We start from the raw sequence: 15,810 nt of genomic DNA, 5'->3' as shown, positions 1-15,810 counted from the left end.
AAAGTATTTAAAGGTTGATATGTTTAAAATATTTTTATTCTGGGCCATTTGTGCGCACTCCTTGGCATTAGACGTTATATACGTTGGCCTCTACAATTTTCCTCCCTATGCTGAGATAACAGATACCAAGGCCCAAGGAGCTGCAGTCGACCTTATCCACCTGCTCAATGACAAACTTGTTAAGTTCGACATTGAACTTCGCCCCTATTTCACTTCTCCAAAAAGACGCTACCAAGATTACGAAGAAAACAAATTTGATTATATTTTCTTTGAGTCAGAAAAATGGGGTTGGGAAAAATATAACTTAAGTGTGTCGCCAATAATTGCTATGGGTGGAGAGAAATATCTAAGCTTAAAAACTAATAAAAGTATCTACACTCAAAAAGATCTACAAAAAAATTTAAAAGATAAAAAAATCGCTGTTATTCTTGGTTATCACTATGGCTTTGCTGAGCTTGAGAGCAATGAAGAAGAGCTAAAGAGAAAGTACAATATCATCTTCACAAATGATCATAGTAAAAATATAGATCTTGTATTAAAAGGACGAGCTGACCTGGCGATTATTACAGAATCCTATTTCAAGATGAAATCCGATATCAACCAAGACCTCACTTCAAAACTCAAGCTTTCTGCAGATTATGACCAAATTTATAATCACAAGATTCTTGGCCGCCCCAATTCAAAACTAACAATGAAAAGCATCATGGAAGCGATGAATTCGCTGAAAAAAGAGGGAAAACTAAAAACCATTGAGAAGAAGTATTACATTGATTTCCCTTGATTACTCTTTAATTTACAGTCTTTAGACACCTCTATAATTCCTACATGTGCCCTTGGCCTAAAATTCGACTTTCTATTATAAAGACTCCATATCTAATAAGGAGTATTTATGCTTAAGAGTCTAATTATTGGTTCAATAACCCTACTGACACTAACACAGGCCCAGGCCGCGGTTGTAAGAATCCAAGAAAGAGAGTGCACGAACTACACAATCAACGACTCAGGTAAACTCTCTGAGGATGAAGTAATGGTTTTAAATAAGAGAGTCTACGGCCTTTATATTGATGATATGAACGTTGATTTTGACAGTAGACAAGTTAAGTTCGATTTAAGAGCAGCAGTCATTCTAGGTCTTAATCGCAATGTTTTGCGCAAACAAATTAAGATCAATGATTCTCACCCAAGATTTAAAAAATTCGTCAACCTGCTTAACAAAGACCTCCATCTTTTACACGAAGTGTGTTTAAATAGAGATTACGAAGTCGTTCGTTTTAAATTAGCAGGAGAAGACCAACAAGGTGAAACTTCTAACTGAAAATCATTTTCCTATCGAACTTGCGTGCTCAAAAATAATCTGCATAGGCAGAAACTATAGAGAGCACGCTCACGAACTTTCAAATCCCATTCCTAAAAGCCCTCTTCTTTTTCTTAAGCCAACTAGCTCGCTAATAAATATAGACAAAGAAATTGCACTACCTTTTCATCTGGGTGAAATACACCATGAAATAGAATTGGCCTTCTTGTTTAAAGAAAGTATTGCGATGGGAGAAGAAATTACCAATGAAGTAATTCACCAAAGTATATACGGCGTGGCGCTCGCCCTTGATTTAACTCTAAGAAAAAAACAACAAGAATTAAAAGAAAAAGGTTCTCCTTGGGAGAAGGCCAAGGCCTTTGATCGTTCATGCCCGATAGGGCCATTTGTTTGCAAATCTAAAATTAAAGATCTCAATGATCTCAATTTCTCATTGAAGATAAATGGCCATTTAAAACAACAGGGAAATATCAAAGAAACGATTTTCAATCTTACAGATATTGTAAAAGAAATTACGACTTATATGACAATAAATGCAGGTGATATCATTTTAACAGGTACACCAAGTGGCGTAGGTCCTCTTGCCAAGGATGACAAGCTGACACTAAACTTTGAATCATTTTATGAACTCAATAGTATGCTAAAATAAAGGATCAAGATGATTCGTCTAATAATACTTTCACTTTTAACTGCTCATTCTTCCTTTGCCTTTGAATGCAACAAAGACGATAAAACGTATATCCAAGAGGCGATTAAACTCGATTTTTCAGGTTCTAGGATCAATCGTAATGAAAACTCAGTATGCTTAAAGCAAAAAAACTTCAAGTATATTGTCAGTGTCTTTGAGCCTTCTAATGAAATCCACAATACAGAAAAGTATATCGTCGATGATTTTTCAACCCTTAAAATAGAGACCCCTAAACTCATTGATAAAGATGTTGAAGTTTACGAAGTAGAATTTAGCTATATGGCCAGAAAGGCCGGCATGACAAAAACTGAACCCACAAAAATTCATGACAAGATGAGATATTTCAAAAATACATCGACAAAATCTTCAAAAGAAATGGGTTGTATTGGAGTGATAGAAACCCCAACACAATTTACCCTACTAAAAGATTGCGTGGCTAAATAAGCTCATTCACAATTTTATCATCGAATTCAATTTCAGGAAACTCCTCATTAAGATGAGTCATTTGCGCCATTTCAAAATCGCGAAAATCAAAACCTGGAGCGACCGTACACCCCACGAGTGAATACTCACCACCATCTTCTAAATAGGCCCCAAACCATCGATTAGCACGAACCGTATATTGCAACTGTTGACCGTTTAAAAAGTCGTTACCAAGTACAGTTCTATGAACATTGCCATCTTCATCGATTTCTAACACAACAAGAGGATCTCCTCCATAAAAGTGCCATGTCTCATCAGATTTAATTCTGTGTAATTTTGAAACTTCATCAGAAGTAAGCATAAAGTAAATTGAAGTGGCGTAACTTCTGCGACCAACTATATTTTCAGGTAAGGATTCATTTTCAATATAGTTTTCAGATCGGTAAACTTCTCTGAAGTACCCGCCCTCAGGATGTTTTTCAAGACCAAAATGTTCGATTATTTTTTCAATCATAGGATCCCCTTTTAAATCTTTCTCTATTATAGAAGAACTTAGAAGAGGATCAAGAAGAGGCTATTTCTGGAAAATTCCACCATCAATGATAACATCAAGTTCTCTTAAGGCATCAGCTAAAACGCGATCGATACCAAAGGGCGCCGCCATTTCAACAACAACCTTGTCTTTTACACCGATGAATTTAAAGATTTCAAATGTCATTTTTGCCTGTCTTAATATAGAGTCACGAGCGCTCTTATTGCTTCCCACAGTCTTTTCAGAATGCTTGACCTCAACGAACGAATACATTTGAGTGGCCTCATCAAATGAGAGAATATCAAATTCTTTATTTTGGATATGCATAACAAATTCTTTAATAAAAATATCCACGTCATCTGTATGAACCGACGAAGAAAGAATAGGATACATTTGGCGCATACGCTTAACTGTCATATTTCCACTTTGAATATTCTTGTAATAGAACATTACGGCCGTATCCATTCGAGAAATTAAAGACTCATATAGTGAAGAGGCATCTTTATGCATTAGACCCCTATTCAAGAAAGGATAAAAACTTTGCGCCACAACACCATGTCTCGTCAGGGCCACCTTCAGCTCCGCCAAATTCCCAAGAGCTGAATTAATCAGCGTTGAAGAAATAAGATTATAGTGGGCATCGAAAGTATAAATGTCATTGAAGTTTTGTGAGTACTTCTTCTTGAAATTCATTTCAGCATTTTTTATCGTCTTAGATAAACTCGATTTAAAGCTATTGAGATACATTCTATGCTCAGGATACTTTTTGTTGAGAAGATCTACTTTTCTTTCGAGTTTTCTCACGCGCTCTTTTGCATTATCAAATGCATCTTTTACAGTAGGCTTGGCATTTCTAACCAAGAAGAAATCATCAACAAATTCATCTGAAGACCAAAATGGATAGGGCTGCATAGACACAAAATCTTTAATTTCTTTATTGAAAGAGGCCACTGAGCCTTCTTCGATTCTAATAGAAATATCGCGATAAGTACTTTCTGACTTGCCAGTAAACTCATCCATGTAATCGAAGCAATTTAGCGAAGTCATCGCTAAGGTGCTATGGGCCACTAGAAGCAGTACTGCTAACAAGGATAGTTTTTTAAACAAGGGTCCAACTTTTGTTAATTAATTTAATGACCCCATTGTGCAAAGAAATCCAATACAAAGAAAGGTGGGCCTGCACTCTTTATAGGGTGTCTAGAACTTATACATCTAATTTTATTGAAATATCATTAAAATTGGATACTTGAGGCGATATGCGCAAGAGGAATAAAGCGTAATTGGGGTGTCAGTCCCCTATCGAGCTCTCGCAAATTATGATGAAAATGGGACACTTTCATTTGTTTACTGGCCTCAAAATCATACTTAACTTGAGTAAGGGAAATAAGTGTGGATGTCTGAAAATACATCTTTGTGGCCAATTCATGACGAGCATAATCCTCACCACTTAAACTTCCCTCAAAAGACCAATGATGATCATCCAAGGCCTTTCTCACACGCAGGGGTAATTGGTCGCGAGCAAATGAAGAATAGTTGTAATGATCGCTTGAGTGCTCAACCGTTACATTGTGTATGAAGCTCGTCACCACGCGCTCTAAAGTATCCCCTTTAATAATTTCATCGGGGCCAGGAAAGCCTGGGATTAGAAAATGTAATTCTTTTGCCCACGCTCTCACATCTGCTTCACTTCGTTGTGCTTGAGATATATCTTTAAAAAGATCACACACAAAAGAAAATATAACTTCCCAATAAAGGGAGAGAAAATCTCCATAGGGACCGTAAATCTCATCGGGTGTCAGCCTAAAGCGATAGGCCGGATAAGCGCTATTGCCCTCAATTCCGCTGAATGACGTTTTTAAACTTGAGAGAAATCCCTTTTTCGTACAGGGAAACGGTGTATAGATTTCATTTTGATTATTGTGGGCCACAGACTTTGAAATATAGAGAACTGCAAAGTTCAGTGGAAGTTGCATGTAAAAATGTGGCGACAATAGTCGATATAACAATGATTCACGATTAAGAAGACACTGGGAGACGCCAACGAAGGAATCAATGGGAAAATGCGCTCTAGGGTGCTCACAAATAAGAAGTCTAACGGCCGCACCTTGCAAAACTAAAAGTTTCACAATGTCCCATTGACGATGTCTGGTGGTGTAAACCTGATTATTCATATTAATGGCAACTAATTGGATTTTCCCCTCTTCCCATTTAAAAAGGGAAGTTGAAGGATAAAGATCGATTCCTTCTATCGTTTCCATATTCGCCAAATGACTCATATCAACTTTATAAAACGTATCCCTATCATTTAAAAATGCAAAAAAAGTATCCCTATCTTTTTGATCAAGCTTTTCGCAAAAAAACTTCGCGTAAACTGATTGGGTAAAAATATGAACAAACTCTTCATCGCTCGTTTTCTTATAATCCCTTTTGAAAAGTGATTCTTTAAAAAATGACAGACCAAATTTTTGAATAGTGCGAATATAGCGCTTCACAACTTTTGATAGGAATTCATCAATTTCTTTTTTTGGAACATGAATAACACTCGGTGCAACACTTCCTGGTCCGTGCGGGGAGACCGAAGGCCATGGCCAATTCTGCGTTAGCTCATGAGCACGAACTTCTTTCGTGCTTGGGCCAAAGGCATTTTTAACTAAACGTAATGGTGATTTATCACCGTAATCTAACTGTTGAGACATAATGCCTACAGTTTATTGAATTGAGCATAAATGGCCACAGCACAGCGGCTAAAACTGCTCCTTGAATAAAAAGAACATAAAATTGAGAAAGACTTAGGCCAAAAGAAACAACATAGCGTAAGGCCCCCGCCTAAGACAAGAATAGAGATATATTTATGTCAAAAAAAACATGATCTCGAAAGATAATCGTATATAATATTTAAGATATCTCATAAATCGCGACATTCTAGTTTGTTGGAGCAAATGAAGGCAAATAAGTCTCATACCAAATTACAATTTAAACTTCTTAAATACATATTGCTATGTAGTACATTTTTTACTTTTCTGGGAACATTGATTCAACTCTATTTGGATTATAAAAAAGATCTATTAAAAGCAAACGACACCCTAACTCAAATTGAAACAATCTACACCAATTCCCTGGCCAACTCTCTTTGGCACCTTGACAGAGATCAACTGACAATACAAATCACAGGGATTAGTAAATTGCCCGATGTTGAATACATCAGCATTAATGAGTTGCGAGAAGGTGACAAGTATTTATTCTATGAAGTGGGAAATAAAAAAATTACTAATGCTCTGACAAAAACAATTGCCCTCAAATACGTCGAGGCGCAAGAGGAACTCTCCATTGGTTTGTTAGAAGTCAAAATCAACCTTGATAATATCTATCAAAGACTATGGGACCGAATCCTTGTCATTTTAATGACCCAGACAGTAAAAACTTTTCTCGTCTCCCTGTGTATCATGTTCATCATTTACGTAATCGTTACGAGAAAAATTGTAGAGATTAGCCGTTATGCCAGTGAAATGACTCCAGGTAGTCTTGATAGGCCAATTGAGATCACGAAAATTGATAATTCAAAAGATGAAATTGATTTACTCGTTAATTCAATCAACGATATGAGAATCAATCTTAAGAGCTATATTGGAATGAGAGACAAGGCCGAGGCGAAACTACAAGAATATAAAGATCATCTTGAAGAGCTAGTACATAAGAGAACAAAAGAGCTACAAAATAAAAACGTCATTCTTCAAGAGAAGATTGAAGAAATTAAAAACTTCCAAGATAAATTGATTGCTCAAGAAAAGTTAGCAAGTTTAGGTTCACTCACCTCAGGGATTGCCCACGAGCTTAACAACCCTCTAAACTTTATCATCAATTTTTCAAAGGCCTGTGTTGAGGCCCTCGACGAGGCCAATGAGCTTTTAAAACAAGATCTCAACCAAGAACAAAGAACAGAACTCAACTATGTTGTCTCTGACATTCTATCGATGAATAAAGAAATCACTCAACATGGGAAAAGAGCAGAAGAAATCATTAAAAGTATGCTTGAACACTCTCGCCACAATAAAATGAGTTTCACTAAAACTGATATTAATGAACTGATTGAAGAGAACCTCAAATTTGCTGGTCAGGCCATACGTGCTAAGTACGATGGCTTTAGTGCCAATATCATGAAAAACTTTGACGAAGGACTTCCGCCCTTAAAAGTTGTGCGCGCCGATATTTCTCGTGTATTTCTCAATCTTTTTTCAAACGCACTTTATTCAATGAAAAAGAAAAAAGATCTTCTCGGCCACAGCTATGTACCTCAATTAAAAATTTCGACCTCTCACAACAATGGTCTAATTACCATCCAAGTTAGAGACAATGGTCTGGGTATTAAGGAAGAAAATCGTAACAGAATCTTCACTCCATTTTTTACGACTAAAGCGGCCGGGGAAGGGACTGGTTTAGGACTTTCTCTGAGTTTTGATATTATTAATAAGGTTCACGATGGCCATATAGAGCTTGATACCCTGGAAAATGAGTTTGCGCAGTTCACAATAACGATCCCCGTCAATTCTGCGAAAATAAATATTCCTGAGGAAAGATCTGGTCAAGAATAATCCTTTTTTCATTGCCTAAGACCCTATCCAAGTGTAATTTTCCTTTATGGGATTAATGTATATGTTTCCAGTTTCTGAAGAAGAAACTGATAGAGTTGAAGTCAAAGATATTAACAATACAAAGAGTATTACTCTTAAGACATACGGTCTTCCGATGTTATTTTGGGGTTACTTTGCAGCAATAGCGATTGTTATTGGTGCCATGTATATTGCCGTACGAGGTCCTGTTGAAAAACTCATGGCCACCGGCGACCAAATCAACTATGTCTTAGGCCTAGGTGCCATTGCTGTCATGGCCGGCATTCCTCTGTTTTTATTGTGTGCTTTTTTCTATGAAAAGTTCATTACAAAAAATGGCAAGGAAATAACCCTCACACACAGAGTCTTCTTTGGAATTCTACTACTAAGAAAAAAGCTAAATTTAAAAAGCGCAGACGCACTTTTTGTAGAGCATTTCCTTGACTCTCCTAATGTGGCCAAGATGAAAAATGATCCCTCACTCAGAGGATTTGAAAACAAAGGTCACTATCAACTTTGGGCCATCTTAGATGATGGAAAAGAAGTGGTCATTGACAAGGCCGCCAGAAAAGTTGATCTCGATAAAATCAAAACAATTCTTTGTAAATATTAAAAAAAAGGCCCATTTTCATGGGCCTAATCTTTTCTACTTTTTCTAAAATCTTTTCTTGGAAAACCGGCCTTATCGCCTCTATCCTTTCTCTGTGCTTGTCCATCTCTTTGAGATGATTTAGGTCTTGGAAAGGCAGAATCTTTAAATCTAGGCCTATCTTCTCTTGGAGTACGTGGTCCGCGGTTTTCACCGTCTTCACGCTCCTCACGTGGGCGTCTGAAGTCACGATCAGGACGTGGCCCTTTATTAAAATCGCGCTTACCTTTGTACTCGCGGTTTTCATTGAAGTCGCGCTTTCCTTTGTACTCACGGTTTTCGTTGAAGTCGCGCTTTCCTTTGTACTCACGGTTTTCGTTGAAGTCGCGCTTTCCTTTGTACTCACGGTTTTCGTTGAAGTCGCGCTTTCCTTTGTACTCACGCTTCTCACCAAATTCACGTTTCTCTCTAAAATCACGTTTTTCGCCGTATTCGCGCTTTTCTCTGAACTCGCGCTTCTCACCGAAGTCACGTTTTTCTCTGAACTCGCGCTTGTCACCGAAGTCGCGTTTTTCTCTGAACTCGCGTGGTGCGCTCTGTTCTCTTTTATTTTCTTCGCTGGCCTCGGCCATTTTCTCTTCTAAATGATCAGTTCTAAAAAGTCTTGGCCTTTTTCCGCCACCAAGTTTCTTAACAGCAAGAACATCTTTTTCACGTTCCCAGTGCTTTTGCCACTCGCCATCTTTTTCGCGCTTTTCATCACGAATAGCTTGGCGTTCAGTGTACATTTTATCAACATCTTCTTTCTTTCTAACTTTCGTATTAACTGGCGCTCTATTTTTAAGAAAGCCGCGTCCTTTTTTATTAAGACGATCATCAACACGTGTTTTATCGTGATCAGAAATATCAATAGTGATATCACCCATTACGTATGTCTGGCATGACAGACGCTCTTTAGTAATATGAAAAACGTTACCCATTAATTGCACTTCAGGAAATGGAGGCGTATTTACATAATCCTCACCATCAATGATTTTAATAATGCAATCTGAGCAGCTCGCGTGTCCACCACACGATGAATTAATAAATAGACCTTGATCTTTTAGAGATTGAAGAAGAGTTTTATCTTCATCAATCTCTACAATTTGGCCAGTTGGTCTAATCGTCACCTTATGCATAAAATTCCTTAAACTGTTTTCTCAAGTTTATTTTGCACGGCCTCAAGAATCTTTCCTTTGAATGGCCTTAGCATGAGAGATAATTCGACGCCGACTTTACAATCATTGTCGGAAAATTCAAGACTTAGTGTAAAACCTTTACCAGTAGCAATAATTTTACCACTCGCTCTATCATAGTTGATTTCGGCCTTTACATTGAATTTCGCCACATATTCAGGAGTTATCTGTGCCTTCGCAAGATCCCATCCCTCTTCTTTTGAAGCTGCTTTCTTATAGTTAACAACTAAATCCATTGAGTTTCTCCCTATTATCTCTTTACTTTATTGTTTACCTGTAGAGCCGAATCCGCCGGCCCCTCTTTCTGTTGATGAAAGCTCATCTGTGACAACAAATTTCGCCTGTGTCACTGGTGCTATAACCATCTGACAAACGCGATCACCGTGTTCAATGATTTCATCTTCTGTTCCAAAATTTCCGAGAATGATTTTTACTTCACCTCTGTAGTCGCAGTCAATAGTTCCAGGACTATTAACAACGAGAAGTTGAGTCTTAAATGAAAGACCCGAGCGTGGCCTGATTTGTACTTCATACCCTTCAGGAATTTCAAAACTAAGTCCTGTTGGTACAAGCACTCTCTTGCCAGGGGCAATCACTAAAGATTCACCTTTTCCAAGTTGTGCTCTTAAATCCGCTCCTGCTGCTCCTGTTGTTTCATAAGCAGGCAAAGGAAGATCATTATCGAAGTGCTCTAATTTTTTAATTTTCAAATCAACATATGCAGTCATTTTTATCCCGTAACAAAAAAGAGGGCCCGTAAGGCCCTCTCTCATATTATTCTTGTGGAGCTTCTTCTTTCTTAGGGGCCGGCTCTTTTCCGTCCTTTCTCTTAAGACCACCAGCGGCCTTACAAGAAAGTTTAATTCGTCCCATTTTATCAACTTCAACAACTCTTACAGTAACTTTATCACCTACTGCCATATAGTCGTTTACGTCTTTTACTCTTTCAGCATCAGTAATTTCTGATACGTGAACTAGTCCTGAAACACCTTCAGCGATATCAACAAATGCACCGTAATCTTTTAAGCTTACAACTTCAGCTAGGTAGTCAGAACCTAGTTCTGGACCGTTAATTTGAAGGTTACAAGTAGTGATACATGAAGCAATCTTATCAGGATTTGTTCCAAGAACTTTAACTGTACCATCTTCAACGATTTCAATTGTAACTTCAAATTGCTCTTGTACTTTCTTAATATTCTTTCCACCTGGACCAATAAGGGCACCAATCTTATCTTGTGGAATCTTGAAAGTTTCAATCTTTGGTACACCAAGTTTGAATTCACTTCTTCCTGCTGCGATAGTTTTGTTCATTTCATTAAGAATATGAAGACGACCATCTCTTGCTTGTCCCATTGCTGAGATAACGATTTCACGTGTAAGACCAGTGATCTTAATATCCATTTGAATAGCTGTGATACCATCTTCAGTACCAGCAACTTTAAAGTCCATATCACCTAGGTGATCTTCATCCCCTAGAATATCTGTAAGAACTTTAAAGCGTGATCCATCAGTGATTAGACCCATAGCAATCCCACCAACTGGCTTCACTAGAGGAACACCGGCATCCATAAGGGCCATTGAACCAGAACATACAGAACCCATTGAAGAAGAACCATTTGATTCTAGAACTTCACACACAACTCTTGTTGTATATGGGAATTCTTCAGCATTTGGCATAGCTGCTTTAAGAGCTCTCTCAGCAAGATTTCCGTGACCAAGTTCACGACGACCAACACCTCTTACACCACGTGCTTCACCTACTGAATATGGAGGGAAGTTATAGTGAAGGTAGAATTTATCGTAATTTGTTCCAACGATTCTATCAGACATTTGTTCACCTGAAGCACCACCGATAGTTACAGTTGAAAGAACTTGAGTTTCACCACGAGTAAATAGTGATGAACCGTGTGGAGCAGCTAAAACTCCAACTTCAGTTTCAATTTGTCTAACTTGATTTAGAGCTCTACCACCAATTCTGTGTTCTTTATCAAGAATGTCAGATCTCATCATGTTGTACATAAGTTCTTCAACACCTTTATAAGCGGCCTTTCCAAACTCTGCATTTTCAGCAAGATCATATTGAGCGAAATTTTCGGCCATATCGGCTTTGATTTTTTTCTCAAGAGCTTTTACAGCAAATTGTCTCTCAAGCTTATCAGTGATTTCGATAGCTGCTCTTGCATCGCTAGAAAATTTTTCTGTAACTGTAGCAACAAGTTTTTTGTTAGCAGCAGCTGATTCCCAAGAACGCTTAGTCTTACCAAGTTCTGCTTGCATTCCCTTAAGGAATTTAACAAATCCTTTAATCTCATCGTGACCAAAGAAAATGGCATCAAGCACTTCTTGCTCAGGAACGATCTTAGCTTCACCTTCAACCATAAGGATTGCATCTTCAGAAGCTGCAACAGCAATTTCTAGATCAGACTCGGCCCACTGTGAGTGAGATGGGTTGATAATAAATTGACCACCAATGCGACCTACTTTACAAGTGGCGATTGGACCGTTGAAAGGGATGTCTGAAAGAGTAAGGGCCGCTGAAGCACCTAGACCCGCTAGAACTTCTGGGTCTCCATTTTCGTTGTAAGACATAACTGTACATGAAATTACAGTGTCAAACATGTACCCTTCTGGGAACATTGGACGAAGTGGTCTATCAATTAGACGAGCGTTTAAAGTTTCTTGAGTTGAAGGACGACCTTCTCTCTTTAAGAATCCACCAAGGAACTTCCCTGCTGAATAAAATTTCTCAGTATATTCTACAAGAAGTGGAAAGAAGTCTTGTCCGTCTTTTACTTCTCTAGCTGAACAAACTGTAACTAGAACTTGAGTCCCTTCGCAAGACACAAGAACTGAACCATCGGCCTGCTTAGCAAGACGACCAGTTTCGATGGTAACTTCTTTACCACCATAATTGTAAGTGAAAATCTTTTTGTTTTCGTTCATTAACGTACTCCATTACAAAAGGAAGATAATCCTTTTATCGCTTAATAGGTTTTATATTTTATTTTGAGTATTGGTAGGAAATTTGGAAGATATTTCAAAGAAGAGTTCATCATAAACACCACTTTCAAATATCCAACAAATTTCTTTCTACCTCCACACAAATCTTATTTTTATTTTAATCGCCAAAAACAAAAAGGGGAACCCTATGGCCCCCCTTTTTTTGACTTATTTTCTTAGTCCAAGCTTATTAATTAGGTTCTTGTATTTCTCTTCGTTATTATTTTGAAGATACTTTAGTAGAGACTTTCTTTGACCGATCATCTTCAAAAGACCTCTGTTTGAGTGGTAGTCATGCTTGTGAGACTCGAAGTGTCCCTTAAGACCGTTGATTCTTGCTGTAAGAAGTGCAACTTGAACAGCTGTACATCCTGAATCTTTTGGACCTTTACCAAACTCAGTTCCGAATTCATTAACGATTTGTTGTCTTTCTGTAGTAGTCATCTCAAATTCTCCTTGTAATGACAGATCTTAAACCAAGTAGCAAAGCTGAGATAGACATTGAAACCTAGTAAAAGACGAATTATTTTAGGGAGTTTTACCCCAAATGCTCGGACATGTAAACCTTTAAATTATTGAGCAAACGCTCCTCTATCTGGCGGATGCGCTCTCGTGACACTCCGTATTCATCCGCAATGGCCTGAAGGGACGGAGGAACTTCGCTAAGTAGTCGTTTTTTAAAGATTTCTTGATCGCGTGGCTTAAGCCCATCAATAAAATCCACTAAATTCTCACGCAAAATTTCGATACTCTCAGAGTGTGCAAGTTTTTCAGCAATGTCATCGCTATCATCTTCAAGGAAGTCTGAAATACGGGCACCGCTACCATCATCACTGATGGGCCTATCGATACTAAGATCCCCAGTTGAAGGGCCAAGGCGCTCATCCATTAAGGCCACAGATTTTTCAGAGACCCCAAGACGCTTTGAAAGCGTTTCATTGTCGGGATTTATACCAAGAGAAATGAGGCGCTCTTTTTCACGCAGAAGATTATAAAACAATTTTTTTTGATCGTTAGTAGTTCCAATTTTGACTAAACGAAAATTATCCAAAATAAATTTCAGAATATAGGATCTAATCCACCAGCTTGCGTAATAACTTAGCTTCGCTCCTTTTTCAGGATCGTATTTTGAAACGGCCTTCATAAGACCAATATTCCCTTCTTGAATAAGATCCATGACATTTTGATATGCGCTACGGTACTCCATGGCGATTTTTACAACTAAACGCAAATTGGCCGTCACTAATTTTTTCGCAACATCAAGATCCCCTGTTTCAACGAGGGCCTTTGTAAGAGCAGCTTCTTGCTCTTGGCTCAATAAATCGTAGCGGCTAATTTCTTTCAGATATAAAGTTAAAGGATCAATTCCTTTTAACTCTTTCGTCGTTAGACCTGTTTCTAGCGGTGTAGGAAGATTTGATTCTTCAAAGACATCTTGAATTTTGGCAAGTTCAGTATGTTCAAATTCATCGAGATCAATAATATCTTCGTCATTATAATCGATGGACTTTTCATCGCGCAGAAGATCTTCCATTTCAACTTTTGGAAGGACTTCAGGGACAATCTCTTTTTTCTTTTTATCACTCATATGGAAGGGATAATAACATGAGGATTATAAGTTTTCTACGTCTTCTGAATTTTCAGGGATTTGAGAAGATTCATCATCATCTGCATCAATATCTATCATTGGTTTATTTGTTTTTTCACTTTTTTTACGACGCAACTCTCTCAGTTCTTCCTTAGATTTTTCAAGTTCTTTTGACTTTTTTATTTTGTGATTATGACGCATATAAGAAAGCGCATAAGGTCCAAAATTAATTTCCACGGGAATGACCATTGTCCCCGTTTTATTCCTGGCGAAGTAACTTCCTTGATATTCGGAGAACTGCTCTAAAATTTCATTTACAAGAATTCGGTCGAGTCCTTCAGTCCAAGGAGGAAAGACAAACTTTTGCTGAATTTCTTTAACCGCATCAGTAAGACGATCGCGCAGGGCCGTTTGCAATTGACCTTCAACTTCCTTCTCGCGTGGATCATGGTTTTGCCACTCTCTTCTAATCCATGCGGCAAATTGATGACTTAAATGAATCTCAAAATAGGATTTCATTTTTCCAACTCGCTGATTTATGCGATCCATCTCGCCAAGATTGACATCAAAAACAACTTTGAAGTTTGGCAGATACTTGTTGAAATAATTTTTCTTATCCACAAGCTCCATTGTTAATGGCTCTTCATAGTAAAGATCCTTACCCAGATTTTCCGTGTATTTCTTTGCCCAGCGAGACCAAAATTGATCGATGCTTAAACGAGACAGAAGCTGTATATCTTTAAATTCTTTTTGCCATAAAAAGAAATCTGGAATTCCTGTAACTAGGGCGACAAATTGCCCTATTAAAAAATTTTGCTCATCAAAAGAAATAGAGTCGATAATTTTTTTTAACTTCTCATCTTTTTGCTTAAAGTTGTAATCGACATTCACGAAATCTTCGCAGTATAAATTATCGAGATCTGTTTTTATATTTGAAAACCCTATTGATTTTGGAAATTTTACATTGAATGTTTTCAAATCAGTTTTACGACAAACTAAATTTTGACACTGAACTTGAACAGTGTTGGCGGCATCAGCATAATGAATACGTCCAGAGTTTTCATTATAAACCAATCTTTTACCTAGAAGCTGTCTTTCAATAAAAGTATAGGTAACAGGATTTCTTAGAAGCGGTACCATGAGACCGACATCATCTGTTGAACCATTCCATGAACAAAACGATTTGAATAATTCTACTGTATAATAGAACTCACGCTTTCTAACACTCTCCATAGATTGGAGAGAATGAACATCTTGAGAAAAAAGAGGATTTCCTTTGACATCAGGAAGAGCGAAAGAATTATTTGTAAAACGCTTTGTCATAAGCTTCTGCAACTGCTTTACACTAATGATAGACAAATTGGCCGAACAATAATTTCCGACCAGTCCTGAAACCATTGAAGTATACTCTTCTTCAGTCATTTCAAAAAACTTAGCATAACTCACCATGGCCCTAATTGTGATATCAAGACCTACATACTGAAGCGTGGCCATATAGGCCCTCTTTGCTTGATCCCGATCCCAAGCAATAGGATATTTAGTAGGTTCTCGATTAGAGTCGCAGTAATCCTTTAAATTTTGACCTTCTTCATAGAAACCACGATAAATGGCCAAGGCCTTCTTGTCTTTATCCATGACATCATCACTGGCGTATTGGGTGAAATCATAAATGTAATGGAGTGGATCACTTACTTCTAAATCGTATTTATCAGAAAAATCACCGAGGATTAAACTTTCAAGAGGAATCAGAGCACGTACTTGTGTGCTAAAAATAAGAATCATAAAAAACAAAGTAAAAACTTTTTTAATCAACTATACATCCTTGAAAGTTCA

General features: G+C 37.7%; 16 protein-coding genes. 6 read left to right on the top strand and 10 right to left on the bottom strand.

Annotated features, from left to right (window positions below; translation table 11 throughout):
- The first annotated feature begins 19 nt into the window (after positions 1-19).
- The 4 genes from M899_RS07705 (at position 20) to M899_RS07690 (ending at position 2,447) form a co-directional block, all read left to right on the top strand.
- Positions 20-781 (top strand): substrate-binding periplasmic protein, encoded by a 762-nt coding sequence (locus tag M899_RS07705; protein WP_021270937.1) that lies wholly within the window; start codon positions 20-22, stop codon positions 779-781.
- Between the two features lie 108 nt (positions 782-889).
- On the top strand, positions 890-1,315 hold the full coding sequence (locus tag M899_RS07700) for a hypothetical protein (RefSeq protein ID WP_021270909.1): 426 nt from the start codon (positions 890-892) through the stop codon (positions 1,313-1,315).
- Positions 1,299-1,964, top strand: a complete 666-nt coding sequence (locus M899_RS07695; protein WP_021270870.1) for a fumarylacetoacetate hydrolase family protein — start codon at positions 1,299-1,301, stop codon at positions 1,962-1,964. Before M899_RS07700 ends, M899_RS07695 begins: the two co-directional genes overlap by 17 nt.
- Positions 1,965-1,973: 9 nt before the next feature.
- On the top strand, positions 1,974-2,447 hold the full coding sequence (locus M899_RS07690; protein ID WP_021270841.1) for a hypothetical protein: 474 nt from the start codon (positions 1,974-1,976) through the stop codon (positions 2,445-2,447).
- On the opposite strand, the gene M899_RS07685 is transcribed toward M899_RS07690, so the two are convergent.
- The 3 genes from M899_RS07685 to M899_RS07675 form a co-directional block, all read right to left on the bottom strand.
- The gene (locus M899_RS07685) at positions 2,440-2,940 is read right to left on the bottom strand and encodes a cupin domain-containing protein (protein WP_021270836.1); all 501 of its coding nucleotides are present in this window, start codon (positions 2,938-2,940) and stop codon (positions 2,440-2,442) included. The genes M899_RS07690 and M899_RS07685 overlap by 8 nt on opposite strands.
- Before the next feature lie 60 nt (positions 2,941-3,000).
- Entirely contained in the window at positions 3,001-4,047 is a 1,047-nt protein-coding gene (locus tag M899_RS07680; RefSeq protein WP_155897146.1) for a hypothetical protein, read from the bottom strand.
- 143 nt (positions 4,048-4,190) lie between these two features.
- Positions 4,191-5,654, bottom strand: a complete 1,464-nt coding sequence (locus tag M899_RS07675; RefSeq protein WP_021270904.1) for a hypothetical protein — start codon at positions 5,652-5,654, stop codon at positions 4,191-4,193.
- A 243-nt stretch (positions 5,655-5,897) separates the two neighbouring features.
- Here M899_RS07675 and M899_RS17640 point away from each other — a divergent pair, with 243 nt between their 5' ends.
- On the top strand, positions 5,898-7,547 hold the full coding sequence (locus tag M899_RS17640) for an ATP-binding protein (protein ID WP_052610328.1): 1,650 nt from the start codon (positions 5,898-5,900) through the stop codon (positions 7,545-7,547).
- Positions 7,548-7,593: 46 nt separating this feature from the next.
- Positions 7,594-8,178, top strand: coding sequence for a hypothetical protein (locus tag M899_RS07665; protein WP_155897144.1), 585 nt, complete (start codon positions 7,594-7,596; stop codon positions 8,176-8,178).
- A 23-nt stretch (positions 8,179-8,201) separates the two neighbouring features.
- On the opposite strand, the gene M899_RS07660 is transcribed toward M899_RS07665, so the two are convergent.
- The 7 genes from M899_RS07660 to M899_RS07630 form a co-directional block, all read right to left on the bottom strand.
- Entirely contained in the window at positions 8,202-9,332 is a 1,131-nt protein-coding gene (locus M899_RS07660; protein WP_021270913.1) for a 2Fe-2S iron-sulfur cluster-binding protein, read from the bottom strand.
- A gap of 8 nt (positions 9,333-9,340) precedes the next feature.
- On the bottom strand, positions 9,341-9,625 hold the full coding sequence (locus M899_RS07655) for a polyhydroxyalkanoic acid system family protein (protein ID WP_021270897.1): 285 nt from the start codon (positions 9,623-9,625) through the stop codon (positions 9,341-9,343).
- Positions 9,626-9,652: 27 nt separating this feature from the next.
- Entirely contained in the window at positions 9,653-10,117 is a 465-nt protein-coding gene (gene dut, locus M899_RS07650; protein ID WP_034728483.1) for a dUTP diphosphatase, read from the bottom strand.
- A 46-nt stretch (positions 10,118-10,163) separates the two neighbouring features.
- Positions 10,164-12,332, bottom strand: coding sequence for a polyribonucleotide nucleotidyltransferase (gene pnp, locus M899_RS07645; RefSeq protein ID WP_021270889.1), 2,169 nt, complete (start codon positions 12,330-12,332; stop codon positions 10,164-10,166).
- Positions 12,333-12,557: 225 nt separating this feature from the next.
- The gene (gene rpsO / locus M899_RS07640) at positions 12,558-12,833 is read right to left on the bottom strand and encodes a 30S ribosomal protein S15 (RefSeq protein ID WP_021270855.1); all 276 of its coding nucleotides are present in this window, start codon (positions 12,831-12,833) and stop codon (positions 12,558-12,560) included.
- Positions 12,834-12,927: 94 nt separating this feature from the next.
- Complete coding sequence (locus M899_RS07635; protein ID WP_021270821.1) at positions 12,928-13,977, bottom strand: RNA polymerase factor sigma-32; 1,050 nt, start codon at positions 13,975-13,977, stop codon at positions 12,928-12,930.
- A 24-nt stretch (positions 13,978-14,001) separates the two neighbouring features.
- The gene (locus M899_RS07630) at positions 14,002-15,789 is read right to left on the bottom strand and encodes a hypothetical protein (protein WP_021270920.1); all 1,788 of its coding nucleotides are present in this window, start codon (positions 15,787-15,789) and stop codon (positions 14,002-14,004) included.
- Positions 15,790-15,810 lie beyond the last annotated feature (21 nt).

The organism is Bacteriovorax sp. BSW11_IV, from assembly GCF_000447755.1.
GTDB lineage: Bacteria > Bdellovibrionota > Bacteriovoracia > Bacteriovoracales > Bacteriovoracaceae > BSW11-IV.
Note: the sequence above shows the minus strand (reverse complement) of the source record. Positions and strands in the feature narration are given on the sequence as shown.